The organism is Rahnella sp. Larv3_ips (genome assembly GCF_003697865.1).
Taxonomy (GTDB): domain Bacteria; phylum Pseudomonadota; class Gammaproteobacteria; order Enterobacterales; family Enterobacteriaceae; genus Rahnella; species Rahnella rivi.
In genome coordinates, this window is sequence record NZ_MJIB01000021.1 from 458,983 (window position 1) to 485,651 (window position 26,669).

Annotated in this window: 23 protein-coding genes, 1 tRNA gene and 1 pseudogene; 18 read left to right on the forward strand and 7 right to left on the reverse strand. The window is 53.1% G+C overall.

The features are described 5' to 3' along the window. Nucleotides 1–4: 4 nt before the first annotated feature. On the reverse strand, nucleotides 5–1,852 hold the full coding sequence (atzF, locus tag ED901_RS21645; protein ID WP_122097195.1) for an allophanate hydrolase: 1,848 nt from the start codon (nucleotides 1,850–1,852) through the stop codon (nucleotides 5–7). Between the two features lie 362 nt (nucleotides 1,853–2,214). On the opposite strand from atzF, the gene ED901_RS21650 reads away from it, so the two are divergent. The 5 genes from ED901_RS21650 (at nucleotide 2,215) to ED901_RS21670 (ending at nucleotide 6,921) form a co-directional block, all read left to right on the forward strand. After that, entirely contained in the window at nucleotides 2,215–3,660 is a 1,446-nt protein-coding gene (locus ED901_RS21650; RefSeq protein ID WP_056775759.1) for a carboxylesterase, read from the forward strand. Nucleotides 3,661–3,753: 93 nt separating this feature from the next. Beyond that, nucleotides 3,754–4,209, forward strand: coding sequence for a MarR family winged helix-turn-helix transcriptional regulator (locus ED901_RS21655; protein WP_056775757.1), 456 nt, complete (start codon nucleotides 3,754–3,756; stop codon nucleotides 4,207–4,209). 189 nt (nucleotides 4,210–4,398) lie between these two features. Next, nucleotides 4,399–4,821, forward strand: a complete 423-nt coding sequence (locus ED901_RS21660) for an organic hydroperoxide resistance protein (protein ID WP_122097196.1) — start codon at nucleotides 4,399–4,401, stop codon at nucleotides 4,819–4,821. A 243-nt stretch (nucleotides 4,822–5,064) separates the two neighbouring features. Continuing rightward, entirely contained in the window at nucleotides 5,065–6,744 is a 1,680-nt protein-coding gene (gene eptB / locus ED901_RS21665; RefSeq protein WP_122097197.1) for a kdo(2)-lipid A phosphoethanolamine 7''-transferase, read from the forward strand. Nucleotides 6,745–6,844: 100 nt separating this feature from the next. Next, nucleotides 6,845–6,921, forward strand: a tRNA-Pro gene (locus tag ED901_RS21670). Between the two features lie 88 nt (nucleotides 6,922–7,009). Here ED901_RS21670 and ED901_RS21675 read toward each other — a convergent pair. Further along, on the reverse strand, nucleotides 7,010–7,489 hold the full coding sequence (locus tag ED901_RS21675; protein WP_122097198.1) for a type II toxin-antitoxin system YhaV family toxin: 480 nt from the start codon (nucleotides 7,487–7,489) through the stop codon (nucleotides 7,010–7,012). A 6-nt stretch (nucleotides 7,490–7,495) separates the two neighbouring features. Beyond that, on the reverse strand, nucleotides 7,496–7,840 hold the full coding sequence (locus ED901_RS21680) for a type II toxin-antitoxin system PrlF family antitoxin (RefSeq protein WP_122097199.1): 345 nt from the start codon (nucleotides 7,838–7,840) through the stop codon (nucleotides 7,496–7,498). 897 nt (nucleotides 7,841–8,737) lie between these two features. On the opposite strand from ED901_RS21680, the gene dppA reads away from it, so the two are divergent. From dppA to ED901_RS25570, 13 genes and pseudogenes are all read left to right on the forward strand, one after another. Continuing rightward, the gene (gene dppA / locus ED901_RS21685) at nucleotides 8,738–10,345 is read left to right on the forward strand and encodes a dipeptide ABC transporter periplasmic-binding protein DppA (RefSeq protein ID WP_122097200.1); all 1,608 of its coding nucleotides are present in this window, start codon (nucleotides 8,738–8,740) and stop codon (nucleotides 10,343–10,345) included. A 147-nt stretch (nucleotides 10,346–10,492) separates the two neighbouring features. Next, nucleotides 10,493–11,512, forward strand: a complete 1,020-nt coding sequence (gene dppB / locus ED901_RS21690) for a dipeptide ABC transporter permease DppB (protein WP_056775743.1) — start codon at nucleotides 10,493–10,495, stop codon at nucleotides 11,510–11,512. 10 nt (nucleotides 11,513–11,522) lie between these two features. After that, nucleotides 11,523–12,437 (forward strand): dipeptide ABC transporter permease DppC, encoded by a 915-nt coding sequence (gene dppC, locus ED901_RS21695; RefSeq protein ID WP_056775740.1) that lies wholly within the window; start codon nucleotides 11,523–11,525, stop codon nucleotides 12,435–12,437. A 10-nt stretch (nucleotides 12,438–12,447) separates the two neighbouring features. Continuing rightward, nucleotides 12,448–13,467: a dipeptide ABC transporter ATP-binding protein gene (dppD, locus tag ED901_RS21700; protein ID WP_122097201.1), complete on the forward strand. Its 1,020-nt coding sequence runs from the start codon at nucleotides 12,448–12,450 to the stop codon at nucleotides 13,465–13,467. Then, nucleotides 13,464–14,477 (forward strand): dipeptide ABC transporter ATP-binding subunit DppF, encoded by a 1,014-nt coding sequence (gene dppF, locus ED901_RS21705; protein WP_122097202.1) that lies wholly within the window; start codon nucleotides 13,464–13,466, stop codon nucleotides 14,475–14,477. The genes dppD and dppF overlap by 4 nt, the downstream gene beginning before the upstream one ends. Before the next feature lie 130 nt (nucleotides 14,478–14,607). After that, entirely contained in the window at nucleotides 14,608–15,000 is a 393-nt protein-coding gene (locus ED901_RS21710) for a polymorphic toxin type 44 domain-containing protein (RefSeq protein WP_238485180.1), read from the forward strand. Further along, nucleotides 14,978–15,412 (forward strand): hypothetical protein, encoded by a 435-nt coding sequence (locus tag ED901_RS21715; RefSeq protein ID WP_205965132.1) that lies wholly within the window; start codon nucleotides 14,978–14,980, stop codon nucleotides 15,410–15,412. Before ED901_RS21710 ends, ED901_RS21715 begins: the two co-directional genes overlap by 23 nt. 319 nt (nucleotides 15,413–15,731) lie before the next feature. Further along, nucleotides 15,732–16,649, forward strand: a complete 918-nt coding sequence (locus tag ED901_RS21720) for a DUF3289 family protein (RefSeq protein WP_122097204.1) — start codon at nucleotides 15,732–15,734, stop codon at nucleotides 16,647–16,649. Further along, a complete protein-coding gene (locus ED901_RS21725) occupies nucleotides 16,646–17,086 on the forward strand; it encodes a DUF943 family protein (RefSeq protein WP_122097205.1) in 441 nt (146 codons plus the stop codon). The genes ED901_RS21720 and ED901_RS21725 overlap by 4 nt, the downstream gene beginning before the upstream one ends. 56 nt (nucleotides 17,087–17,142) lie before the next feature. Continuing rightward, nucleotides 17,143–17,592 (forward strand): DUF943 family protein, encoded by a 450-nt coding sequence (locus ED901_RS21730; protein ID WP_122097206.1) that lies wholly within the window; start codon nucleotides 17,143–17,145, stop codon nucleotides 17,590–17,592. A 29-nt stretch (nucleotides 17,593–17,621) separates the two neighbouring features. Continuing rightward, nucleotides 17,622–18,001, forward strand: a pseudogene (locus tag ED901_RS21735) (DUF3289 family protein). Beyond that, nucleotides 17,998–18,429, forward strand: a complete 432-nt coding sequence (locus tag ED901_RS21740; protein ID WP_122097207.1) for a DUF943 family protein — start codon at nucleotides 17,998–18,000, stop codon at nucleotides 18,427–18,429. Before ED901_RS21735 ends, ED901_RS21740 begins: the two are co-directional and overlap by 4 nt. Before the next feature lie 74 nt (nucleotides 18,430–18,503). Then, complete coding sequence (locus ED901_RS25570; RefSeq protein ID WP_256370291.1) at nucleotides 18,504–18,635, forward strand: DUF3289 family protein; 132 nt, start codon at nucleotides 18,504–18,506, stop codon at nucleotides 18,633–18,635. 180 nt (nucleotides 18,636–18,815) lie between these two features. Here ED901_RS25570 and ED901_RS21750 read toward each other — a convergent pair whose 3' ends face one another. The 4 genes from ED901_RS21750 to bcsB all read right to left on the reverse strand — a co-directional run. Then, entirely contained in the window at nucleotides 18,816–19,829 is a 1,014-nt protein-coding gene (locus tag ED901_RS21750) for a glycosyl hydrolase family 8 (RefSeq protein ID WP_122097209.1), read from the reverse strand. Nucleotides 19,830–19,838: 9 nt separating this feature from the next. Further along, nucleotides 19,839–20,318, reverse strand: coding sequence for a cellulose biosynthesis protein BcsD (bcsD, locus tag ED901_RS21755; protein WP_122097210.1), 480 nt, complete (start codon nucleotides 20,316–20,318; stop codon nucleotides 19,839–19,841). 17 nt (nucleotides 20,319–20,335) lie between these two features. Next, nucleotides 20,336–24,292, reverse strand: a complete 3,957-nt coding sequence (locus ED901_RS21760; protein ID WP_122097211.1) for a cellulose biosynthesis protein BcsC — start codon at nucleotides 24,290–24,292, stop codon at nucleotides 20,336–20,338. 79 nt (nucleotides 24,293–24,371) lie between these two features. Next, nucleotides 24,372–26,669, reverse strand: a 2,298-nt coding sequence (bcsB, locus tag ED901_RS21765; protein ID WP_122097212.1) for a cellulose biosynthesis cyclic di-GMP-binding regulatory protein BcsB, incomplete at its 5' end; no start/stop codon positions are given.

A 26,669-nucleotide genomic window follows, 5' to 3' on the forward strand; every position in this document is an offset into this window, starting at 1 on the left:
GCCCTCAGCTTTTGACCGGTGAATTCAGGCTCTGGATATAACTTCTCCAGCCGCCAAAATGAGTGATGTCTGTGGCTTCGCTAATCGCCCACGGCTCGCAGATAAAGCCTTTCACGGTGCGGCCATCGGCCAGTTCGAGCGAACCGATACCCAGCGGTGCCGGGATTTCAGCGACGAATTCCCCGAAGCGTGCCAGCGGGATATCCCAGAGTTCGACGATAATCGCGCTGCCCGATCCGGCGCGTACCAGCCCCGGTTTTGGCGGCGTGGTATTCGCGAGGGCGTAAAGTTTGTAGGTCGCGGCGGTTGTGGTTTGCTCGACGCGCACCGCGTTCCGGCTGGTGAGCTGGACATTGAGCGGCATGCCGGTCAGGTGCGCGCCAACCACGGCGACGCGCACGCTGGCAGCACTGACCGGCGCGGAGATCATGAATTCTTCGGGCTTCATCGCCAGCCCGGTTGCGCCCAGCGGCAGGCTCAGGCTGCGCTGCCACTGACGGCCAAAACTGGCTAACGCATCATCGTGCCAGGCCGGGGCGACCAGGGTGATCCCGGCGGGCAGGCCGTCGGCGCGCAGGCTGGAGGGCAGCGCAAGAGCAGACAAATCCGCCAGATTGGTGAAGTTGGTGTAAATGCCGAACTGCGAGTTGTAGAGCACCGGCTCCTGCGCCATTTCTGCCTGAGTGCGGATGGTCGGTGAGGTCGGCACCACCAGCGCATCAAACCCTTCCAGCGCCAGATTGATTTTGCGCGACAGCTCTGCGCGTAAATATTCGGCACGCCAGGCATCGCAGGCGCTGTAATTCAGACCACTGGCGACGATGCCGCGCACCACCGGATCCATCGCTTCCGGGTTTTCTTCGAAAATCTGACCGACTGCAACCGTACGTTCCGCCACCCATGCGCCGTAATACAGCTGCTCCGCGAGTTCACGGAACGGCGTGAAATCCACCGGGACCAGCGTGACGCCGCTGCTGCTCAGGCGTTCCAGTGCCTGATCGAATTCAAATTCAGCCAGCGCATCACCGAAGAATTCCAGGCTGTCCGGCACCGCAAAGCGTGGATGAGCCGAAATTGCCACCGGCGCAGTGCGCGGATTGCGGCGCGAATAGGCATCCGTGGCGTCGTATCCGCCCGCAGCATGGGCGACGGTCTGCGCGTCGGCCACGGTCAGCGCGAAAATTGACACCGAGTCATTCAGGCGACACGCAGGCACCACGCCGGTATTCGACAGCCAGCCTTTGGTCGGTTTCAGCCCGACGATATTGTTGAATCCGGCCGGGACACGGCCCGAGCCGGCGGTGTCGGTCCCGAGGGAAAAGGCCACCAGGCCGCGTGCCAGAACGGAGGCCGACCCGGAACTGGAGCCGCCGCTGACATAGTCGGGGTTGAAGGTGTTGCGCACGGCACCAAACGGCGAGCGGGTTCCCACCAGACCGGTGGCAAACTGGTCGAGATTGGTTTTGCCGATGACGATCGCGCCTTTGGCTTTCAGGTTCGCGACCACGGTGGCATCGGCTTCGGCGGTGTAAGTGAACGCCGGGCAGGCGGCGCTGGTCGGCCAGCCGGCAATATCAATATTGTCTTTGACGGCGAAGGGGACGCCAAACAACGGCAGGTCTTTCAGCGAGCCTTCGGCCTTCTGGCGCAGGCTTTCCAGATGCGCAATCTGATCTTCAAGCTGGTTGGCGCTGGCGCGATAAAGCCAGGCGTTATCGGCGGGGCTCAGGCTACCCAACACCATCGACAGCGTGGTGCGCAGGCTGCCCGGCGCAGTGCGATAATGCTGTTGCCAGTCCCGCAAGGTAAAACCGCGATAAGGTGAGCTTGTAGAATGTGAGGCGTCGGTCATAGGTTGAATTCCATCTGGTACACAAGATTGAATTCACTTAAGCAAGGGCCGTGCCAAATCATTATTTGTTGATTTTAAATGATTTATTATTTATCGCGTGAAAGCGTTGTACGTTTGTTGCACCACGCACGCAAGGCAACTGAGCAAAAATGGGGCGAAAATTTGCGCGATATCCCGCAGGAAAAAGATAAACGTGGCCCGATAAAGGTTCCGGTATACAGTTGTATGAACTGATGATTTATTATTCTTTGCAGAAAAGCGGGCGGATTCATGTCCAGAAAACGATCCATCATTGCGCAGTAATGTGCCTGGCAGAGGCTGGTGCATACCTCGCAACATTAGCCAGAGGAAACCCCTAATTAATGCAACTTCGTCGTCTCTATGTACGCCTGAAAAAGCTGCTGCTGGCGCTGATTCTGGTGATTATTACGCTTCTGGCTGTGCGCACTTATGACGCCTTGCAGGGGCCGCCGCTTGAGCCGTGGCACAAACTGGTACCGGACGAACTGAGTGCGGAGCAGCTGGATAAGAGTGACTGGGCGGCGTATTTACGCGCGGAACAGCAGGCATTTCTTGAAGTGAAGCAGGAAGTGACGGACAAGCTGGACGCCGAAGAACGTATTCCGCTTAACCGCTATTACGACCGCAGCCCGATTTACCCTGAGCATTTTGCACAGGACTGGAACCGGTCTTATGAGCTGATGCCTGACGGCAAACCGGTCGGCGCGGTGGTGTTATTGCACGGCCTGACCGATTCCCCTTACAGCCTGCGCCATATAGCGCAGGATTATCGCCGTCGCGGATTCGTGGCCGTCGGTATTCGCCTGCCGGGCCACGGAACGGTGCCCGGTGGCCTGACGCGGGTGGACTGGGAGCAGTGGATGGCGGCAACGCGGCTGGCGGTGCGCGAGGCGCGCCGTGTCGCCGGGCCGGATGTGCCGCTGCAACTGGTGGGCTTTTCAAACGGCGGCGCGCTGGCGATGAAATATACGCTGGATTCCCTTGATGACTCCGCGCTGGTGCGGCCTTCCCGCGTGGTGCTGATTTCCCCGATGATCGGCGTGACGAGCTTCGCGCGCTTTGCCGGATATGCAGGCTGGCCTGCGATTTTCCCGGCCTTTGCCAAAACCGCCTGGCTGAACCTGATGCCGGAATTCAATCCGTTTAAATACAACTCGTTTCCGGTCAAAGCTGCCCGCCAGTCTTATCTGCTGACCCATGTGTTGCAGCAGCAAATCACCCGGGATGCGCAATCCGGCAAGCTGGCGCAGTTACCGCCGGTGCTGGCATTCCAGTCGGTGGTTGATTCCACCGTCAGTAGCCGGGCAGTCGTGACGGCGCTGTTTAATCAGCTGCCTGCGAACGGCAGCCAGCTGGTGCTGTTTGATATTAACCGCAGCGCGTACGTCGGTCCGCTGCTGCGGGTGGCGTCAGAGACGGCGGTAGGGCGTTTACTTCCGCCCGCGCCACGGCGATACCAGACCACGGTGATCACCAATGCGGCGCCCGATCAGGCCGCGACGGTCGCGCAGATCACGGCGGCAGGTCAGACTGCCGTGGTGACGACGCCGCTGGGGCTGGATTATCCCGCGGAATTTTTCTCGCTTTCGCACGTTGCGCTGCCGTTCCCGCCAGATGATTCACTGTATGGCCGTACTCCTCAGGGGCCGGCACAGTTTGGCATCCGGCTGGGTACACTGGCGGCCCGCGGTGAAAACGGCGCGCTGGTCGTCAGTATGGATCAACTGATGCGCGTATCGTCGAATCCGTTTTATCCTTATCTGTTGCACAGAGTGAACGGATTCTGATTGCCGGGCGCCAGCACTGTTGGCGTCAGCGGATATTTCCCCCAGAAAGCGATTGCGATTATATCGCGCGCTATATAGATTGGCGGCATGAACATGAAAACAGACAACGATTCCACGCCCAACCGCATGCATCTGGATCAACAGATGTGTTTCGCACTGTATTCCGCGAATCTTGCGTTGCATAAGGTTTACCGCAAATGGCTCAGCCAGCTGGAGCTGACGTATCCGCAGTATCTGGTGATGCTGGTTCTCTGGCAGCGCGACGAAGTGACCGTCTCTGAGATCGGCGACAAGCTGTTTCTGGATTCGGCGACGCTGACGCCACTGCTCAAACGCCTTGAAACCGCCGGTTTACTGCTGCGCCGTCGGGCGAAAGCCGATGAGCGCCAGGTCATCATCACCCTGACCGAGGCGGGCAGGCAGTTGCGCGAGAAAGCTCAGGGCATTCCTGAAGCGATTTTGTGTGCGACCGAGTGCGAGCTCAGTGAAATGATGACGCTCAAACAGCAGCTCGAATCTTTGCGCGAGAATCTGAAAGACAAATCCTGAACGGCGGGCGAGGTGTTGCCCGCCGCTTTCGGTGATTGATGGTACCTATTGCAGCAAGCAGATAAATCCGACGTGCGCTTTCGAATTTGTCTGCTAGTATCTAATACATAGCGCACGATTAAATCGTGTATAAATTTCTGATTACATCACTCTTGTCATTCAGTCATCTGACCCGAAAAGGAACGAAATATGTCTATCGAAAAAGTTGTGTATCGTGCTCATGCATCTGCAACCGGTGGCCGTGACGGCCGCGCTGTTTCTGACGACGGCGTGCTGGATGTCAAACTGGGTGTACCAAAGGAAATGGGCGGCATGGGCGGCGGTACCAACCCTGAGCAGCTGTTTGCTGCCGGTTACTCAGCCTGTTTCCTCGGCGCACTGAAAGCCGTGGCAGCGCAGGAAAAAATTAAGATCCCTGCTGACGCGAAAATTGAAGGCGCGGTGGGTATCGGGGCAATCCCGGGCGGTTACGGTATCGAAGTTCAGCTTGATATCACTCTGCCGGGCTTTGAACGCAGCGACGCAGAAGCGCTGGTGGCCAAAGCACATCAGGTTTGCCCGTACTCCAATGCCACCCGTGGCAACATCGATGTAACCTTGAATATTAAGTAATTTTTAGAGAAGTACCGCCTTCACCAGGGCGTTTTAATGCACTATCCGGGAGGCTTCGGCCTCCCTTTTCCTGTCTGAAATTCCCGCCACGATCTTCTCATCTCCTCTGCAGGGCGCTTGCGCTCAGGCATTTGGCCGGTGTGTATATAAACGTAATCTCAGCATAATCTGTGAACTCGCCGGGCATAAACATGTCACAATGATTCAGAATCTTTCAAAAAACTTCCCGGAAAACCACATTACATGAATAGAGTGAAGACTCTATCGCAGCAAAATATTTCATTATTGTTAGCGATTTATATTGGCATTTTCCTGAATGTCTCCGTGTTTCAGCGCCGCTTTGCCGCCTTAATTAATCACTTCACTTCCATTGAACTGATGCAGGCTGTCACTGAAGTCTGCGCCATCGTGCTGTTTACCTTCTTCGTACTGCGCCTGGTGTCACTGGGCGGACGGCTGTTTTTCCGCATCGTCGCCAGCCTGCTGGTGCTGATTTCCGTCGCCGCCAGCTATTACATGGTGATGTTCAATGTGGTGATCGGCTACGGCATCGTGGTGTCGGTGATGACCACTGACATTGACCTCAGCAAAGAGATCATTGGCCTGCATTTGTTTGTCTGGATGGCGCTGGTCAGTGCGATCCCGCTGTTCCTGATCTGGAAAAACAACCTGCGGCTGACGCTGATTGAGCAGATTAAAACACCGGGGCAGCGTGCGTTGCCGCTGATGGTTCTGCTGGCAACGGCATTGCTGGTCTGGCTGCCGCTGCGGTATCTCGATCACGAACAAAGTGTGAACGAGAAGAAAACCAACGTCGATTTGCCGAGCTATGGCGGCGTTGTCGCCCACTCTTATTTACCGTCTAACTGGCTGGCCGCGCTGGGTTTATATGCCTATACCCAGGTGGATGAAGGTCAGGATGCCAGCCATTTCCTTGATCCGGCGAAAGAGTTTACCTACGTGCCACCGGCAGATATCGACGATACCTATGTGGTATTTATCATCGGTGAAACCACGCGCTGGGATCATATGGGTATTCTGGGCTACGAGCGCGACACCACGCCGCGCCTGTCGAAAGAGAAGAATCTGGTGGCGTTTCGCGGGACGTCGTGCGACACGGCGACCAAGCTCTCTCTGCGCTGTATGTTCGTGAGGGAAGGCGGTACGGAAGATAATCCTCAGCGCACCCTGAAAGAGCAGAACATTTTTGCAGTGATGAAATCATTAGGTTTCACCTCTGAACTGTTCGCGATGCAAAGCGAGTTGTGGTTCTACAACAATGCCAACACCAACAATTTCTCCTTCCGTGAAATCATCGCCTCTGAAAAGCGTAATGACGGTAAGCCGGTGGACGATATGTTGCTGGTGAATGAATTACAGGAGTCGTTGAAAAATCATCCGAAAGGCAAACATCTGGTGATCCTGCATACCAAAGGTTCGCATTATCTCTACTCTCAGCGTTATCCGCGCAGCTACGCACGTTATACGCCGGAGTGTAAGAGCAACACCTGTACCAAAGATGAGCTGATAAATGCCTTCGATAACAGCGTGTTGTACACCGACACCTTTATCGACAACGTGATAGATCAGCTGCGTGATAAGAAAGCGCTGGTGTTTTACGCGTCCGATCACGGCGAATCCATTGATGAAAACTCACATCTGCACGGAACACCGCGCGAGATGGCGCCGCCGGAGCAGTTCCGCGTGCCGATGATGGTGTGGGCATCCGACAGTTTCCTCGAGCAGCCGGATCATAAAGAGGCGTTCGAGCAGCTCCAGGCGCAGCAACGCGTCGGGGCGAAGAAGCGTCATGTTGAGTTGTTCGATTCAATTTTGGGCTGCCTGGGTTACACCTCACCGGACGGTGGCATCAATCCGGCGAACAACTGGTGTGCAAAACCTCAGACGGATCAGAAGTTATAGGTTAATTTGGCGGCGTATCGGATGATTTCTGGGCAGTCGGTGAATATGCATTAAAAAGCCGTTGACGCTCTGAAACCGTCGCAGTAAGATGCGCCCCACTCGGCGAGTAGCGCAGCTTGGTAGCGCAACTGGTTTGGGACCAGTGGGTCGGAGGTTCGAATCCTCTCTCGCCGACCATATCCCCGTCTGATGATGCATTCAGTCATCAGATAACGAAAAGCCCGCAGCCTTCTGGTTGCGGGCTTTTTGTTTTGTACGATACCCCTCAGGTTGTTTCTTCCTTCAGGTTTTCCTTTTTTGCTGCTTCATACAACGCCACCCAGCTGTCAGGCGGCTCACCGCTTTTGAGCATTTTGCGAAATACCCGGTAAGCGTCTGTTTTACTCTCATAGGCTCGCAGTTCTTTATCATCATTAACCCATGCGTAAATGATGATCCGGCTTTTAAAGTTGTAGCGAAAAAAAAGACGGTATTGCTGAAAGAATTTTGCCCTGAACCAGTGAGTAAACTCCCCGCCTAACGTATCTCCCTGTCGAAACTCCGCCCGGGCAGGGTCTTGCGGGATGACTTCAAACATCAACTTATTAATCGCCGCCAGTCTCTTGGTCGCATTCCTGTTTTTGTAACCCACAGGGTCTTTACGGCGCAGCTGTACGACCTGCTCGGTGAGTTTCTCTATCTGTTGCAGAATCAACGGGTGAGCGAGCAGCGTCCACCCATTACTCTCCATGGCCTGATTATGCATAGTCCTTTACTCATCATCGTCAGAAAGCGGGCTCTCAAAGTCAACGGCAACGCCAGTGGTCAGTACACTCATCTTTTCATGCAGAGATAAGGTCACCGTTTGCATATTTTCCGGATGATTGAGCATATCCGTCGCCACGAAATCCAGAAAGGCATTGATGACAGGATCTTCCGGTTCTTCGAGTTGCCTCGAAATAACCACCTGTCCGTCCGGTAAGATCTTGTATTGAATGCGATCGTTCCCGCTAAGATTTAACGCCTTGCGTATGGCTGCGGGGATGGTGGTTTGAAAGCGACGGGTCACTTTAGACTCGGCTTCGAGTTTGATTCCCCATGTGACTGAGGCAGGCATAGACGAGACTCCTTGTGATGCTTAATTGAGCGATTTCGGCAGGGTAATGCAAATGCATTGGTAATGCAAATGCATTGGTAATGCAAATGCCCCGAATGTACGTGATCGTTTATGCGTTACGTGCCGCAAATCTGCGTCAGATTGCCTCTTAAACCTGCATTTTCGTTTTGCAAAATGCTGACCGGATACTGCATCTATCGCGCAAAGCAATAAACACGCCAGAATTCAAATTTGGGAAACATGATCGTTTCGATATATTTCAGCCCTTGCGCGCGCTTTCGTTGAAAAAATAAGCAGGAAGGGGGTGTCGGAGGAGATGCACCATCACGGCACATTTGCGCCATTTTGGGGTGTTTTGCCGGTGCCGCTGGCGGACGCTTTTTATGACAGCTTTGCGACAATCGCGGCTCTTCCCAGCATTTTCCGCTGGTTTCCACCCCTATCTCAAAAATAACCGTTCATATATTCATCATTTAGCGAGAAATTTTTAGGGATTTAATATGAGTGAAACACCCGTGAATATTCTTTTACAAAGTTGATTGTGTGGGTTTTGGGTTCAAAAACTGAACATTCATCCTGATTTGGTTAACAGAATGTTTTTTTATGTTTGTTTGCTGTTACTCACAGTCTGTGTAAATGCCTGATGGTTATATTGACGTCAGGGATAGGAGTTGCCAAATTGATAGCCCCAAGGAAGACCAGTGATTATTTCCGGTAAAGATCTGTAAAGCCCGCTTTACAGTTCGATGGAAAAAAAATGGCAGTTCACCATGCTCTGGTTGGACTTATTGCAGCGCACAACCAACACAGTCACCCGCAAATAAAAATAAAGGGTGCCGTGAGCTGCAAAACACAACACACACATCCACATCACCATTCATCAATGGAGCAGAAGCGATGACAATCTCTTTAGGTAAGTCGGGGCTACTGAAATTCAGTATGGGCCTGATTGCGCTGACCGTTGCGGCAAGCGTGCAGGCAAAAACGTTAGTGTATTGTTCTGAAGGTTCACCTGAAGGCTTCAACCCTCAGCTGTTCACCTCAGGCACCACGTATGACGCCAGCTCCGTGCCTATCTACAACCGTTTGGTTGAGTTTAAGATCGGGACCACAGAAATTCAGTCCGGTCTGGCTGAAAAGTGGGACGTGTCGGCAGACGGCAAAACCTACACCTTCCACCTGCGCAAAGGCGTGAAATGGCAGGATAACAAGGAATTCAAACCGACCCGTGATTTCAACGCGGACGACGTTGTGTTCTCCTTCGAGCGTCAGCTGGACAAAAATAACGCTTACCACGGTGTGTCTGGCGGCAGCTACGAATACTTCGAAGGTATGGGCATGGGCGATCTGATCAACAAGATCGTGAAAGTGGACGACAACACTGTGCAGTTCGTACTGAACCGCCCTGAGTCTCCATTCCTGGCTGACCTGGCGATGGACTTCGCGTCAATCCTTTCTGCGGAATACGCTGACAACATGCTGAAAGCCAAAACCCCTGAGAAAGTCGATTTGGATCCGATCGGTACCGGTCCGTTCCAGCTTGTGCAATACCAGAAAGATTCACGCATCCTCTACAAAGCCTTCCCAGGCTACTGGGGCACCAAGCCGCAGATCGACCGTTTAGTCTTCTCCATCACGCCTGACGCTTCCGTGCGTTATGCGAAATTGCAGAAAAACGAATGCCAGGTAATGCCGTACCCGAACCCGGCTGACATCGCTGCCATGAAGAAAGATAAAACCATCAACCTGATGCAACAGCCAGGTCTGAACGTCGGTTATCTGTCCTTCAACGTTGAGAAAAAACCGTTAGATGAAGTGAAAGTGCGTCAGGCACTGACCATGGCTGTGAACAAAAAAGCCATCATTGATGCGGTTTATCAGGGTGCTGGCCAGCCGGCTAAAAACCTGATCCCACCAACGATGTGGGGCTACAACAAAGACGTGGTGGATTACGAATACAATCCTGAAAAAGCCAAAGAGCTGCTGAAAGAAGCAGGTCACGCAGACGGTTTCACTATCGATTTGTGGGCAATGCCGGTACAGCGTCCGTACAACCCGAACGCACGTCGTATGGCTGAAATGATCCAGGCTGACTGGGCGAAAGTGGGCGTGAAAGCCAACATCGTCACTTACGAGTGGGGCGAATACCTCAAGCGTGCAAAAGCGGGCGAACACCAGTCTGTGATGATGGGCTGGACCGGGGACAATGGGGATCCGGACAACTTCTTCGCCACGCTGTTCAGCTGCACCGCAGCTAAAGACGGTTCCAACTATTCCCGCTGGTGCTACAAGCCGTTTGAAGATCTGATCCAGCCTGCTCGTGCTGAATCCGATCATGCCAAACGTGCTGCGCTGTACCAGCAGGCTCAGGTTGTGATGCATGACCAGGCACCTGCGCTGATCATCGCTCACTCCACTGTGTACGAACCTGTTCGTAAAGAAGTTAAAGGCTATGTGGTTGATCCGCTTGGCAAGCATCACTTCGAAAACGTCTCAATGGAGTGATCGCCTGCTGAATAATAACCCGTGAGCTGCGTTATGTGGTGCTCGCGGGCCATTCAGTACAGCTTTGATTCTCAAGAAAGAAATGTGAGCCACAATAAGCCCGGCGAGCTACGGTTCTCCGGGCATTTTATACAGAGAGTACGGGATATGTTTCAGTTCATACTCCGACGTTTGGGGTTAGTTATCCCAACGTTTATCGGCATAACTTTGCTGACTTTTGCCTTCGTACACATGATACCAGGCGACCCGGTCACCATCATGGCAGGCGAGCGCGGTGTTTCCCCCGAGCGTCATGCCCAGTTAATGGCAGATATGGGGCTCGATAAGCCTCTTTATCAACAATACTTCCACTATGTGAACGGGGTGCTGCACGGCGACCTGGGCACGTCCTTAAAAAGCCGAACGCCTGTCTGGCAGGAGTTTGTCCCGCGTTTCAAAGCGACGCTGGAGCTGGGCATTTGCGCGATGATTTTCGCGATCCTTGTCGGCATCCCGGTGGGTGTACTGGCAGCGGTAAAGCGGGGATCTATATTCGACCACACGGCGGTGGGCATCTCACTGACCGGCTATTCGATGCCGATATTCTGGTGGGGGATCATGCTGGTGATGCTGGTTTCGGTACAGCTCAACCTCACGCCCGTATCGGGGCGAATAAGCGATACGGTCTTCCTTGATGACAGCATGCCGCTGACCGGCTTTATGTTGATCGACTCCCTCATCTGGGGCGAGCCGGGCGATTTTAAAGACGCCGTGATGCACATGATTTTGCCGGCGCTGGTGCTTGGCACCATTCCTCTGGCCGTTATCGTGCGTATGACCCGCTCTTCCATGCTGGAAGTGCTGGGTGAAGATTATATCCGTACCGCGCGCGCCAAAGGCGTCAGCCGTATGCGGGTGATTGTCGTCCACGCACTGCGCAACGCGCTTTTGCCGGTGGTGACCATCATTGGTTTGCAGGTCGGGACGCTGCTCGGCGGAGCTATCCTGACGGAAACCATCTTCTCCTGGCCGGGGCTGGGCCGGTGGCTGATCGACGCACTCCAGCGCCGCGACTATCCGGTCGTGCAGGGCGGGGTGTTGCTGGTCGCGACTTTGATCATCGTGGTTAACCTGCTGGTAGACGTGCTCTACGGCGTGGTCAACCCGCGTATTCGTCACAGAAAATAAGGGGCGCAAAATGTCTCAGGTTACAGAGCCCGTCGCGAATGAAATCGTGACGGCTGCGCCAGTGCCGATGCCGCCGTTGCGCGAATTCTGGCATTACTTCAAGCGTAATAAAGGGGCCGTTACCGGCCTGGCTTACATCATCATCATGCTGGTGATTGCGATCGGGGCGAATGTGATCGCACCGCATCTGCCCGCTGAACAGTTCCGTGACGCGCTGCTGCGTCCGCCGGTCTGGATGGAAGGCGGCAGCTGGAAATTCCTGCTCGGCACCGATGACGTGGGTCGCGATATTCTGTCGCGTCTGATGTACGGCGCGCGCCTGTCGCTGCTGGTCGGTTGTCTGGTGGTGGTGCTTTCGCTGATCCTCGGCGTGATTTTCGGCCTGTTTGCCGGTTATTACGGCGGTGTGATCGATGCGATCATCATGCGCGTGGTGGATATCATGCTGGCCCTGCCAAGCCTGCTGCTGGCGCTGGTGCTGGTGGCGATTTTCGGCCCGTCGATCGTTAACGCCTCGCTGGCGCTGACCTTCGTGGCGTTGCCGCACTACGTGCGTTTAACCCGCGCGGCGGTGCTGGTGGAAGTTAACCGCGACTACGTGACCGCATCGCGCGTGGCGGGGGCCGGTGCGGCCCGCCAGATGTTCATCAACATTTTACCTAACTGCTTAGCGCCGCTGATTGTTCAGGCGTCGCTCGGTTTCTCCAACGCCATCCTCGATATGGCGGCTCTCGGCTTCCTCGGCATGGGCGCGCAACCGCCTACGCCGGAGTGGGGCACGATGCTGTCCGACGTCTTACAGTTTGCTCAAAGTGCCTGGTGGGTTGTGACCTTCCCCGGCGTGATCATCCTGCTGACGGTACTGGCATTTAACCTGATGGGTGACGGCCTGCGCGACGCCCTTGACCCTAAACTCAAGCAGTAGGGGACGAGAGATGGAAACCACATTGATTCAAGACGTACCGGTTGGCAAAACGCTGCTGACCGTCGATAAGCTTTCCGTACACTTTGGTGATGAAGGCACGCCGTTTCGCGCCGTAGACCGTATCAGCTACAGCGTAAAACAGGGCGAAGTGGTCGGGATTGTCGGTGAATCTGGCTCCGGCAAATCGGTGAGTTCACTGGCGCTGATGGGCCTTATCGACTTCCCCGGCAAAGTGATGGCTGAGAAGCTGGAGTTTGGTGGCCGCGACCTGAAAAGCATGAGCGAAAAAGAGCGCCGCCAGATTGTCGGTGCCGAAGTCGCGATGATTTTCCAGGATCCGATGACCAGCCTCAACCCTTGTTACACCGTAGGTTTCCAGATCATGGAAGCCATCAAAGTGCATCAGGGTGGCAATAAAAAGACCCGTCGTCAGCGCACCATCGATTTGCTGAACCTGGTCGGTATTCCTGACCCGGCTTCACGCCTCGACGTCTATCCGCACCAGCTTTCCGGCGGCATGAGCCAGCGCGTGATGATCGCGATGGCGATCGCCTGCCGTCCAAAACTGCTGATTGCCGATGAGCCGACGACCGCGCTCGACGTCACCATTCAGGCGCAAATCATCGAACTGCTGCTTGAGCTGCAACAGCAAGAGAACATGGCACTGATGCTGATCACCCATGACCTGGCGCTGGTGGCGGAAGCCGCACAACACATCATCGTGATGTATGCCGGTCAGGTCGTGGAATCGGCAAAAGCCACGGAGATTTTCCGTGCGCCGCGCCATCCGTACACCCAGGCGCTGCTGCGCTCGCTGCCGGAGTTCGCGGCAGATAAGGCGCGTTTGCAGTCACTGCCGGGCGTGGTGCCGGGCAAATATGACCGTCCTGACGGCTGCCTGCTCAATCCGCGTTGTCCGTATGCCACCGATCTTTGCCGCAAAGAAGAACCGGCGCTGCGTGACCTCGCGAACGGGCGTCAGTCGAAGTGCCATTATCCTCTGGATGATGCCGGGAGACCTACTTTATGAGTCCTGATAACACCGCATCGCAGCCGTTGTTGCACGCGATTGACCTGAAAAAACATTACCCGGTGAAGAAAGGGATGTTCGCCCCGGAACGCACGGTAAAAGCGCTCGACGGCGTGTCGTTTACGCTTGAACGCGGCAAAACGCTGGCCGTGGTGGGCGAATCTGGCTGTGGTAAATCCACGCTGGGCCGTTTGCTGACCATGATTGAAGTGCCGACCGGCGGTGAACTCTATTATCGCGGGCAGGATTTGCTTAAACCTGATGCCACAGCGGAAAAGCTGCGCCGTCAGAAGATCCAAATCGTGTTCCAGAATCCTTACGGATCGCTGAATCCGCGTAAGAAAGTCGGCCAGATCCTCGAAGAACCTCTGCTGATCAACACCAGGCTGAGCAGCGCCGAACGCCGTGAAAAAGCACTGGCGATGATGGCGAAAGTCGGTCTGAAAAATGAGCATTACGACCGCTATCCGCACATGTTCTCCGGCGGCCAGCGTCAGCGTATTGCTATCGCCCGTGGTCTGATGCTGGATCCGGACGTGGTGATCGCCGACGAACCGGTTTCTGCGCTCGACGTTTCCGTACGTGCGCAGGTGCTGAACCTGATGATGGATTTGCAGCAGGATTTGGGGCTGTCGTACGTGTTCATCTCACACGATTTGTCGGTGGTAGAACATATCGCGGACGAAGTGATGGTGATGTACCTTGGCCGCTGCGTGGAGAAGGGGCCGAAAGACGCCATCTTCAGCAATCCGCGCCATCCGTACACCCAGGCACTGCTTTCCGCGACGCCACGTCTGAACCCGGACGAACGCCGCGAACGCATCAAACTGACCGGCGAGCTGCCAAGCCCGCTGAATCCGCCAGCCGGTTGCGCGTTCAACGCCCGCTGCCGCCGCGCCTTCGGCACCTGCAAACAGTTCCAGCCACAGCTGAAACAGTACGGCGACCAGCTTGTCGCCTGTTTTGCAGTGGATCAGGATGAAAATGGCACTGCGCAGACTGTCGCATAAATCTGGCTGAAGCGCTGAAATCCAAAAATGAATAAGCCCGCGAAAGCGGGCTTTTTTGTGGGCGATTTTCAGACACGTTGGCTGATGGGCTATTGATATGATGCTTTCACCCTACAATAACAGGACGTTTATGATGGCATCCGTTCCCCTATCCGGACCCGGTTCTCTGGTTATTCAAAATAATATGAGAGAATCAAGGCAGCATGGAACATCGAGAAACATGGCGACAGCAAGTACATATTATTGGTTTTATCAGAAAGTGAGGAACCACGGCCCCTGGGATTATAAAGCGTATGATCCTTACTGGGCGGCCTTCGGGAATTTTAACTTCGGTGCTGCAGGAACAGCAGCAGGTATACCGGCAAATACACTCCTTATGGGCGCAGGGTTTGCGCAAGGACGCGCAGGAACATCGAAACCTGAGTGGGGAAAATGGACTCAAAAGCCGCCATATGGCGATGACCCGACAGATCAGCGCAACATACAAGAAGGGATCGATTATGCCATTCAGAATGGCTATTAAATGGCTGCATCGTGTTGTGACCCTTACGCTGTTACTTCTGGTCATTGGTTTCTGGTGGCTTAGTCATAGCGTAGATGATCCCGCCGGAGATAAATTGCTCCGCACCCAAAAAATCAATGACCATATGTGGTTGTACATGACTGAAAGCCAAAGTGGTGGCGCAACGGTTCCATTCCATTACAGATATTATCTGGCGGGGGAACTGAAGGGTAACAATGGTGACGTCGTTAAGTCGCTGGCGGAAGGTTTTCCGTTTATTTCAGGAAGTGGAACCATTGTGGATATCAGCACCGGTGCGAATAACCGGGTGAATGTTACCTATAGCGGAAACGTTTTGTCGTTAAGCAACGCTGCGAGCTATATCTATAACAGCCACAGCTATACGGCTAATTTTAGCTATCAAATTAATTAAACTGTGATTCATCAAAAAGGCCCTTCCTTTTTGACTCACCTACCCGCTCAGCAGTGACAATGTTGTAGCGTAGTCATCGTCTCTCGAGGCGAGAGTTGGGCAGATAGCACCGGGGTAGGCCATGATGAAATCACGGATGCCTAATTCCTGAAGTATGCAATCCAGATCAATGATTATTTAAATAATCATATTAATGTAATGTTGACCACAAAGTTGTGTAATGCATTATCCGCGTGAATTTATTGCTAATTAAAATCAGTGAATTTTATCTATTTGCTTTATGAATGGAGTACTTTGAGTTTATTTAAAAGGAATTTATATGTCACAAATCAGATTGCCTGCCAGAATATATACAACCCCCGCAGGAGCGAAATCCTCGGACGATTTGCAGTATGGTGATATGACGGAGCAGCAACTCCGGTCTGTCTACCATCTGGATGATGTTTCAGCAAGAGTAAACCCTTTTACCCTGACTAAAATTGAAGAGATAAAACGTGATCCATCTATGGAACTCTCTCCGTTTATGGATCGCAATTTTCCAGACCGGCCCGCTTCTTTTCTCGTCGATTACTTCCCTAAAATACAGTCGCGCTTTATTCATTTACACGAAGAAAGAAAAAACATACTTTCAACAAAAGAATGCAGCGACATTCTTTTTGATGAGATGAGGGAACTGTCTAAGCCTTTCGCATTATATGGTGTTTACAGCGGACTGATCGTGAAGATGATCAACCATATGCAAAAGAACAGCGGGTTACCATTCAGGGATTATCTTTTAAATAAGGCACTGGAGAGACAGATTAAATATGATTATTCCCAGATTAGCAGTTTAAACATTATAAAAGAGACACTGCTGAAGAACATAAATTTTGGAGGTAACCTTTACCCTAAAAATATTGAGGTATTACTGAGAAAAAATTTACAGTCCTGCGTCCTTCCAAAATTCAAAAGATTCAAAGATAACTTTAATGGTATGGGTATCACTGTTCACGATACTTATGCTACTCAGATAACTCTGACATCACTCTCTATTATAAAAAATGATTATAGGGCCACCATTAATTATAAAGTTCAGGATCATTTCGGACTTGATAAAGAAGATATTTCAAATTTTCAATTTAAAACCTTACGGTTTTTCCGAATCTGGTTTGTTCTTCAACGCTGGGAAAAATTTGGGTTTAAACCATTTACGACTGAGATGGAAGTAAATGTTTCTATTAAAGGAGGCATTCGATGAATAAGAAATTCGCTATCCTTATAATCTTTGTAATTCTTGTACTCACTTATTTATTTTTTTCAAGAGAGCCGGAAATCATCTATGTTCAAGAAGATGAAGATAGTACCTTTATCATAGTAAGAAATTTCCCCATTACGGGGTGGGGTAAGATTTACTGGTGGGAAAATCATAAGAATTTAATTAAAGAAAAATATAAACTACCCAGAGTTGATACTGATGGAAATTATTACGTTGCTATATTAGATGGCAGTGGTGGTTTTAAGAAAGTTACAGAAGCTAATCTATATTCGTTTAGTTTTGAACATACTGATCTCTATTGTTTCGATGAGATTAAGTCAGATGATCGATGCATTGAGAAAAGTTTTCTTATGCTGATCAGTAATGGAATGAAAAACAAAACAGACTATTTTATAGAAGGGAGGTACATTACTAAATGAAAAATATATTATAAATTAATGGAATGATTATAACATAAGGTTTTAAGGTGTAAGTTATGAAAATGAAAAAGACGATTATCTTTATCTCGGCGGGATTTATAACGCTTTATTACTCTTTCATAAGAAACCCTGAGATTATGCTTATTCAGCAAAGCGAGGCCTACACAGATATAGTGGCAAAAAATTTCCATTTAACAAAGTATGGAAAAATAAAGTGGTGGAATGAAAATAAATTTGCTTTAAAAAACAAATACCAAATACCCAAGCCAGATCCAGATGGAAACTATAATATCGTTATTTGGGATGGGAGTAATGGCTTTAAGACGATACCTGTGGGTTCAACACTTTTTAGTCTTGGAACCAACGATCTTTATTGTTTTTCGGTAATAGATTCCGAGAGAAATTGTATTGAGAAAAATATATTTATGGAAATAGAAAATTGGGAAAACGGAAAAGCGATGATCCGAATTGGGAATGATGAAATAATACAATCGCCACAAAAATAATTATAAATTTTTCTTTAAAAGGAATTTATATGTCAAAAATCAGACCGCCAGAAATAATATATATCACCACCGCAGGCGAAAATTGCTTGTCGATAAGCCGGTGGATCGTTACAAACATTTACCGATTCAAAGACAGCGTTAATGCTATTGGGATGACAGTACATGATACTTTTGCTACACAAATAACTTTTAAATCACTATCGCTTATCAGTAGTTCACTTAAAGAGTTAATTCATTCTAAAGTAGAAAAACACTTCGGTCTAGATAAACGAGAAGTTCTGGGATTAGGATATAATTCGTTTAGATTTATTAGGATTTGGTTTTTTTACAGCACTATAACAAAATGGCTTTCAAACCTTTCGTCACAGAGATGGAGTGTACTATACGTATTTCATGGCGTAAGCCATGAGGATTAAGATAACACTATTCGTTATTGCAATACTACTTTTTGTAATTTCTTTACTTCTTTCTTTAAGGGAGCCTGAAGTTATATTAGTACACCAGGGGGATGAATTCACAGATATAGTGGTGAACAAATTCCCTTTGACTCAGAGAGGAAGAGTTAAATGGTGGGAAGATAACCAGTTATATTTAAAGGGAAAATATGGAATACCAAAAGCTGATGAGTTCGGCCATTATCATATTTTTATTTTTGATATAGGAGATGGATTCAAAAAAAATTCAGAGGCTGATTCAATATGGTTTTCTTTTTCTACTACTGATCTGATTTGTTTTGATGAAGTTAAATCAGAAGACAGCTGTATCGAGAAAAATATTCTTATGCGAGTAACAAGTAAAAGAGTGGGTGAAATAAATTACATTTTCGGTGATGAATGAATTTATCAAACCATTCTTATGAATTATATCAGTGAAGGTTTTTACAATTTCTTCTATCTGAATAAGGAAATATTTTGAAAGTAAAATATAGTGCTCTGAGATTTTTCAGAATTTGGTTTGTTTTGCAACGTTATGAAAAGTTCGGGTTCAGGCCTTTCATTACTGAAATGGAAACGGACATTTACCTGTCAGGTGGAAGACCATGAGAAAGATAATAGTGAAATAATGACGGTCCTACACGATGAAAATAATAAAATTTCTTATTTGATAGGTGATGATCAAATAGTGAAGCAGCCACAAAATGAATATTAACATCCATTTTGTGGCGATGATCCTCATAAACTCAATACACCATCGAAATTAGTCAGTGTTATTTCAAACCGCACTTACCCTTTCTGACTCGCCCACCAGCTCAGCAGTTGCAGCGTTGAAGAGTAGTAATCGTCTTTCGGGGCCAGGTTCGGGCTGATTGCACCGGCATTGGCCATGGTGAAGTCGCGGATGGCCAGTAATCCCGGTGACATGTTGTAGCCCGCTTTGGTGCCGGTCATGACGTCAATCCAGGCCGGGGTCGCGGTGCGTGGCGATTTTTGCCACCACAGAATGAACGGTGCCAGCTGCGGGCTGCCCGGATGTGCCCAGCCGAGGTACAGCGGGATACGTATTGCGTCGTAACTGAAGCGCGTCGGCCAGCGGCTGGCGGGTTTCATGCTGCCATAGGCTTGCATATCAACCCAGTCAGTCGGCAGACGGAACTCACCGAAGGCCATTTTGCTGAGCATCGCGGTGCCGCTTTCATCCAGATCTTTCCACACCTTCAGGTGGCTGTGAGCGTAAAACGCTTTCCACGCCGGGAAGATGAAGTAGGACGCATTGACGGTGACGTTGCTGGTTTGATTAAACCCGGTCACGCCCGGCAACATCACTTTGTAACCGGCGTAATCAATCACGTTGTATTTGATCAGCGCCGACTGCAATTTCTCTGAAGCCTTGGTATAGCGCGAATCACTCCATTTATCGCCCGCCAGCAGCAGCGCCCAGGCGATAAGCTGGTCACCGTCGGAGGCGTTATTTTTGTCGGCCACGTGGACGCTGTTATTCGGGTCATAGCGCCAGGAGTAAAGGCCAATGTCTTTGCGGTACAGCGTGTTGTTCGCCCATTGCCACAGTTTGTCGAAGGTCGCCTGATCGTCGTTAAAGACGGCCAGCAGCATGCTGAACCCCTGGCCTTCGGTGTGACTGACGTTTTTATTGGCGGTATCAATGATCCGGCCATCAGGCATCAGGAAACGACTTTTGAAGGCTGACCAGCCCTGATCCTGCGCCATTACTGCCGTGGTGAATAATGAGAAAACCAGACCGAACCACAGCACCAGGCCGTAGCGTCGAAATGCCAACATAAAAATTCCTTACAAACCATTTTGATAACGGAAGACGAATGCGCCTTCGGGTGTACTTTCCTGCCAGCGCAGCGGAACGTAAGGTTGCCCGCCTTGCGCCTGCAACCATTGTGCATACAGCCCTTCAAACAGCGAAATCAGCGCGATGCGCCACAGTTCGTCGTTCTCGCCCTGAGGCGAAACCGGCCAGGCGATGTGCACCAGCGTGAGCTGCTGCTGGGTGGCTTCAATTTTCACCACGCCCCAGTCAAAGCGGCTGAGAAGGTGATTAATGTTTTCTTCCAGTTCGCCGAGCGTGGCGGAAACCGGTAACGCATGCTGACGCGCCAGATTGCCGCCCATCAGCGTGAGAAACCGGCGGCCATCCTCGTCGTCGGCGGAGGCCAGAATACCTGAAAATAGCACCTGCACCAGACTTTGCCAGCCCGGTGTGGTGTGACGCTGGCGGTAATAATCCTGCGCGACCTGAGTATAGTTCTGTTCCTGCATGGTTTTATTCCACCGGTTTAATTTTGGCCCATCAGATAGCGGAAGTAGACCTGCGCTTTGCTCTCGTTGTAATCACCGAAAGTATCGTAGCCAACCTGTCCGCCAATCTGCATGTTCTTGTTCAGATGATAGTTGCCGCCCACGCCCGCATTCCAGCCGATACCATTTTCGGTTTTACCGGAATAGTACGCTTCGGTGCCGTAGCCCGCGGCCACCAGATCTTCCAGCTGTTTCTGCAAGTCCGGGTTGTTCGGGAAGTAGGCGCTCTTATCCTGAGAATAGGACTGATAACCCACAGAGCCGGACAATTTCAAATCCCAGTCGTCATACTTCTGAGTGTATTCCACCGGGAAGGAGACGCTGACGTAGTTCTGCGGGCTGAAGTAACCGCCCTGGCCGTAGCTGTAGTAGCTGAGGTTTTTGTCGAAATCCATGTAACCGACGTTGATGCCGGTTTTCAGCTCGCGATCATCGTAACGATACGGACGAACGTACAACCCGGCGTTGGCGTTAACCGACTGGTTGCTCTTCACGTTATTACCCAGATAGCTGTAATAACCGGCACCGGCATAGAACCCGGCGTCGCCGTCATCATAGGAAAGATTGACGCTGCCGCCGTTTTTGGTGACCTGGCCCCACTCTTTTCCGCTGTAGTTATCTTTGGTACCGACGTAAGACAGAATACTGTCGGTGATTGCGCGGCGTTCTGCGGTGACCGTCAGCGTGGTGAAGTCGGTCAGTTTTGGTGCCCATTGCACGCCACCGACCAGCGAGTTCAGATCCTGCCCGAGCGGCGTACTGCCCACATCGGCTTTATAGCTGTCACCGGTCAGCGCGGCGTTGACTTCTACACCGGTGGCTTTCTGATTACCGGCATCCGGAGCGGAATAGGTGGTCGGATCGGTACCCGTAATGGTGTTATAGGCCACGCACTGCGCCGAGGCCGCGTTGGTCGAACTACAGTTTGCGCTGGAATTGGTGGAAGCCGCCGCCTGCAGTTTGGCGAAAGTGCTGTAATCGGCGATGTTCAGACCTGCCGCTGTTGCCGCCGCTGCCACATCTTTCTGTGCAGACTGCGCCTGTGCCAGCGCCCCCTGACCAAATCGGGCATTGGCCGTACCGGCCGGGCTGCCTGCGCTGAGGGAAACCGGCGTGACGCCGATGCTCAGACGCGACGTATCGAACGGCACGAAGGCGAAAGTCATTGGCGCTTTGGCTTCGGTCAGCTGACTGAGGCCGCTTTCGCCGTCACGTCCACGGATCGACATCTCGCCCTGCGCCCAGGTCGCGGTTTTGCCCTGCAAATCGTCGAGCATGTCGTCGATCTGTTTTTCCGTTGCATTACGCTGCACCACGGCGGTTGGCGCAGCACCCGGTACCGGCACCGTGCTGTTAACCGAGGTCTGATCGGTTTGTTGCCACGGCAGTACCGTGCCATAAGTGGACTGGGTGGTGGAACGCGTGGTGCGCGTCGAACGGTTGATGAACGGATTGTCGGAAAGCTGCAATCCGGCGACCTGCGCCGAACCGTCTGCGCCTTCCAGACCGATCATCTTGCCCTTCGCGGAACGCAACAGCGCCATCGCCTGCTGGTGGTCGCCCTGCGCTTCGGCAACGCGGGCAGCCAGTAACAGGCGGTCCGGCGTGCGAGGGCCGGTCAGCCCATTCATCAGTTGCTGCGCGCGCGCCGTATCGCCTTCGCCCAGCGCGATATTGATCGCCCCCACGCGGGCATCCTGATTCGGTGTGTCGTTGGTCATCAGGTAGTTGTAGACCTGACCGGCCTGTTTATTGAGCTTGCCGGACTGATACAGGCGTGCCATCGCCAGCATCAGATCGCGGTTTTGCGGATCGGCCTGCAGGGCGACGATAAGCTTGTCGTAAGCCGCGGCATACTGGCCCTGTTCACGCAGCTGATCGGCCTGAGTGATGACGAAACCGTTGCGCAGATTCGCCAGCGCGGTCGGTGAGGTGCCGGACTGAATCTCCGGATTTTGCAGGAAGGCCTGTGCTTCGTTACTCAGCCCGGCCTGATTCAGCACCGTCACCTGATCGGCGTAATCCCCGGCGTTGCCTTTCACACCGTTGCGCATGTTCTGGCGCACCAGTTGTACCGCCAGCGGAAGCTGCCCGGTGGCGGCCAGATTTTTCGCCAGCGCACCGACGTCAGCCGGCGCGGAAGGCGGATTCTGCGCCAGTGCGCGTAAGGTGTTGGCGGCGGCCGCGCTGTTGCCCTGTTGCAGATAGTTCTCCGCATCGGCCATTTGCGCATTGAAGTTGGCGCGCTGTGCCAGTTCACGCATACCCTGATTCTGACTGCCACGCGGAATGCGCGAGAGCAGGGCGCTGGCGGTGGACCAGTTTTTGGTTTCGGAGGCAAATAAGGCGGCCGCGTAGAGATCGGCTGAAGACGCGCCGGGACGCGAAGACGGCGCCATGATGGATTGCGCCTGCGCGCTTTGCCCCTGCGATTGCAGGATGCGCGCCATATCCAGTTTAACCCAGACGTTTGACGGCTGACGTTCCTGCGCCTGCTGAAGTAAATTCAGCGCCCGTTGCGGATCGTTATTCGCCACGGCCTGCGCCGCCTGACGGCGTAACGGCTCGATGACATCCGCCACTTTCGGCGGATTCATTTTGTTCTGAATATCCGCAGGCAGCGTTTTCAATACTTCGCTGGCTTCGGCAGATTTGTTCTGCTGACGCAGCACGTAGAACAGCCCGGCGCGGGCATCAGCATTGTCGCCAAGCGCGCTGTATTGCTGCTCGGCACCGGCCAGATCGCCTTTACGGCGCAGAATGTCGGCGCGCAGCAAACCGGCTGACTGACCTTTCTCGCCTCCAACCTGGGTCAGCGGCGTGACCGCCGCCAGTGCGGCGTCGTAACTGCCGGAACCGGCTGCGTCTTTGGCTTTCGCCAGTTGGGCATAAAATGCCGAGTCCTGCGCCTGATTGCTCAGCTGTGCGCTGTTCGGGCCGCCCTGTGCGGCGGCTTTGCTAAGGTATTGCGAGGCGGCTTCGAAATCACCGCTGCGCTGCGCGATATACCCCAGACCGGCCAGCGCGTCGGCGTCGTTCGGATCGCCTGCCAGCACGCTTTCGAACTTGGCTTTAGCGTCGGTGACGTTGCCGCTGTTGAGCGCGGTAAAGCCCTGACCTTTGGCTGCGCCGCCGATATTTTTCTGGAAGTAGGCCATCACGCCGGTGTCATTGGGGTGACGCGCCTGATAGCCCTGATACAGGTCGCGATCGCTTTCCTGCGGCGCCATCCACAGCAATGCCTGACGCAGTGACCGGTCAGCATCGCTGTTACTGCCCGCCAGCGTGCTCAGCAGTTTGATGCCATCGCGGCGCGACGATTCCTGATAAGTCAGCACTTTACCCAGCGCCAGACGCGCCTGAGTATCGTCCGGGCGTGAGGCCACGCGCTGCTGTAATCCCTGAATTGCCTGCGGCTGGAGCGACTTATCGCCCGCCATGGTCAGGTAATATTCGGTCGCCAGACTGTCGAGCGGCTGATTGCCGTTGAAGATGGTGCGGTAGGCCGAGAGTGAACCGCTGACGTTGCCCTGCGCGGCCATCTGGCGGGCAGAGGCGAGCTGCGCCGGAGGAATCGACTGCATGGCTTTGGCGCTGTTGAGCGAGGCCAGACGCGGATCGTCCGGTGAGGCAGCCGAGAGTTTTTCGCGCCATTGGTTCGCCGCCGTTTTGTCACCGCTCTGCATGGAGTACAGCGACATCAGGTACAGCGCCTGTGCGTTGTTCGGCTCGACCAGCAGCACTTTCTGCAAGGCGTCTTTTGCCAGATCGTCATGGGCGCGTTCGTGCCAGTAAGCGGCCTGATCAAACAGCGCTTTCATGGCCGGATTGGTGGTGTCCGCCGCCAATGTGGCGGCGCTGAAACTTACGGCTCCGGCGATCCCTACCAGATAAATAGCCCTGATCACCGCCAGGGACAGTTTATGTTTTTTCATTTTCCAGCTCCGGTAATCGCCAGGTTATAGCCGGGAGTAACGGCCACCTTTATTGTTCTTTTTCTTCGTTCGAGGCTTTTCATTTTTGACCCAGACGTTTGGCCGCGTGCCCGCGCAGAACGACGAACAGGCTCAGGCCCACCACCAGCGAAACCAGCGTGGCAATCAGCGACAGGATCACGATGTGCGTGCTGGCGTACCAGAGCACCATCATGTACCACGGCATTTGTCCGGTCGGGAATTGCTGGCCGACCGAGAAGCTGCGGATGCCGTTTTCATCGGTGATGATCGCCAGATCGCCACGCACGTTGGCGTTGATTTGTGGCGATTTGAGATCGTTGTGAATTTTCAGCAGCTGCTGATCGTCAGTCCCCGTGGCGACCACCACGACGTGATCGTTTGACCAGCGGGAGCGGAAGCTGACAAAGCCGCGCCATGCGCCGGTTGACGACAGATAGCGGTCGGCATCCACCGGCTGGCGATACCAGTCGCCGGTCAGCCAGGCCACCATGCGCTGCACCTGCGTCGGTGTTTTCACGCCCATCGAGTTCGCGTTGACGCCAAAGGGGGAATCGGCCAGCAGCTGCTGCGTGAAGGCGGCGTCGCCCAGCGTCGTGACAGCCAGAATATCGCGGTCAAACAGCGGGTTTCCCTGTTCATCACCCGACAGGCCAAAGGCAACCTGCACATGGCTCACCGGCACGCCGGTGGCTTTCCCTGCGCGCGCGGCGAGGTTCAGCAAGGTGTGAATTTCATCAGCGCTCGGTTGCGGTGGCAGCAACATCAGCGTGTCCGAGAAATCAGCCAGTTTGGAATACGGATAAGAAGCCCCCACGAAATACGACAGGTTCGGCAACTGTGCGAAATGGTAACTTCCGCTCAGGTCGATGAAGGATTTCGGATCGATGCGGCTCTTGATGTTGTCGCTGGTCAGAATGCTGCACGGCGCGTCTTTTTTCGGTTTGATGTCGAAATAGAACTGCAACTGGTTGTCGCCGTAAATCAGGTACGGCGCGAGCTGCATGGTGTAGCGTTCCTGACGACTGTCACCGCCGAGGCGACGCCAGAGGTTTTCCACCAGACCGACTTTGTTGACCGTCAGGCTGCGCAGGAAGTTGCTGTTGATGGACACATTGAGCCGTGAGGTGTCTTCATCGATCCAGTTTTCGGTCGGGAAGCGGTAATCAATGCGCACCGGAATATTGTGTCCGTCCCACATGAACAGATCCGGCGCAGCACGGAACGCAACCTGAATACCATCGTGATAAATGCCGTTAGAAATCAGTGAATCCGGATCTTTACCCGCCAGTTCGCCCAGCGTGACCGGGCGCGAGGTGTCTATCCAGCGTGGCGCATCGTAAGGTTTGCTCGACGGAATAGTTTGCTGCGTGACGCCCAGATGATCTGTGTTGTTCGGCATACCGCCGCTTATCAGACGGTAAGCCGCCTGGCGCAGCTGATTATCATCATTGCCCAGCACCAGCAGCAGTTTGTAGACCGGATTGATCGGGTTATCGATGATTTGAATCGATGCACCACTGCTGGACGGCAGGGTGAGCGAACCGATTTTGTCCCCCGGTTTGCCAAACAGAATGCCGTTCTGATCGGGCAAATCGTTCAGGATCACCGGAAAATCCACGTCGCGATAATCGGATAACATGCCGAGATACGAAGACACCATCGCCGCTGCGCTGACATCTCCCGGTTTCATCGCCGAGGAGAAGCCCATGGTGATTTTAGACTCCTGCATTTGCAGGCTGTCGAAGAACGGGCGCGGGAAATTGCCCAGATTGCGGCCAATGTTCAGCTGCTGACCTTCCAGACCAATGCTGGTGGTAGGCAAAATCGTGACCCAATATTTATCCGACTGATCTTTCTCGCAGGTCATGGTGTTGCTGTCATGCACGCGAAAGCTCAGGTTGTTGCTCGATACCACCATCGCTGACGGGATATCCAGTTCATAGACATCGCCGCCGTTACTGCTCTGGTTGAGCGGCAGATTGCCCAGCGGCTGGCCGTTGAGCATCAGCTCCAGCGTGGTATCGCGGGCGATAAGCGCGGGAGAAATTTTCAGTGCCAGCGAAAGATGGGCGTTAGTCACCACTTCATCCGCAGGCAGGGTGAAGAGAATACCCGACTGTAACTGGCCGCCGCTGAGGGTCAGGCCGTTTGGCTGGCCCATTTCGGCGACGGTCACGTTGCTGGTGACCGGCTGAACCAGCGGGATCACCGGAGCAGGCGCGGCGGCAGGATCGGCAGCCACAGCCGCAGCATTTGCCGACTCGCTGTTGTTGACCGGCGTGGTATCGGTCTGGGGCGCATATTCTGAGGGCACCGGCTGAGCCACTGGCGGCGCGGCGGTGTCGGCGGGGGGCCG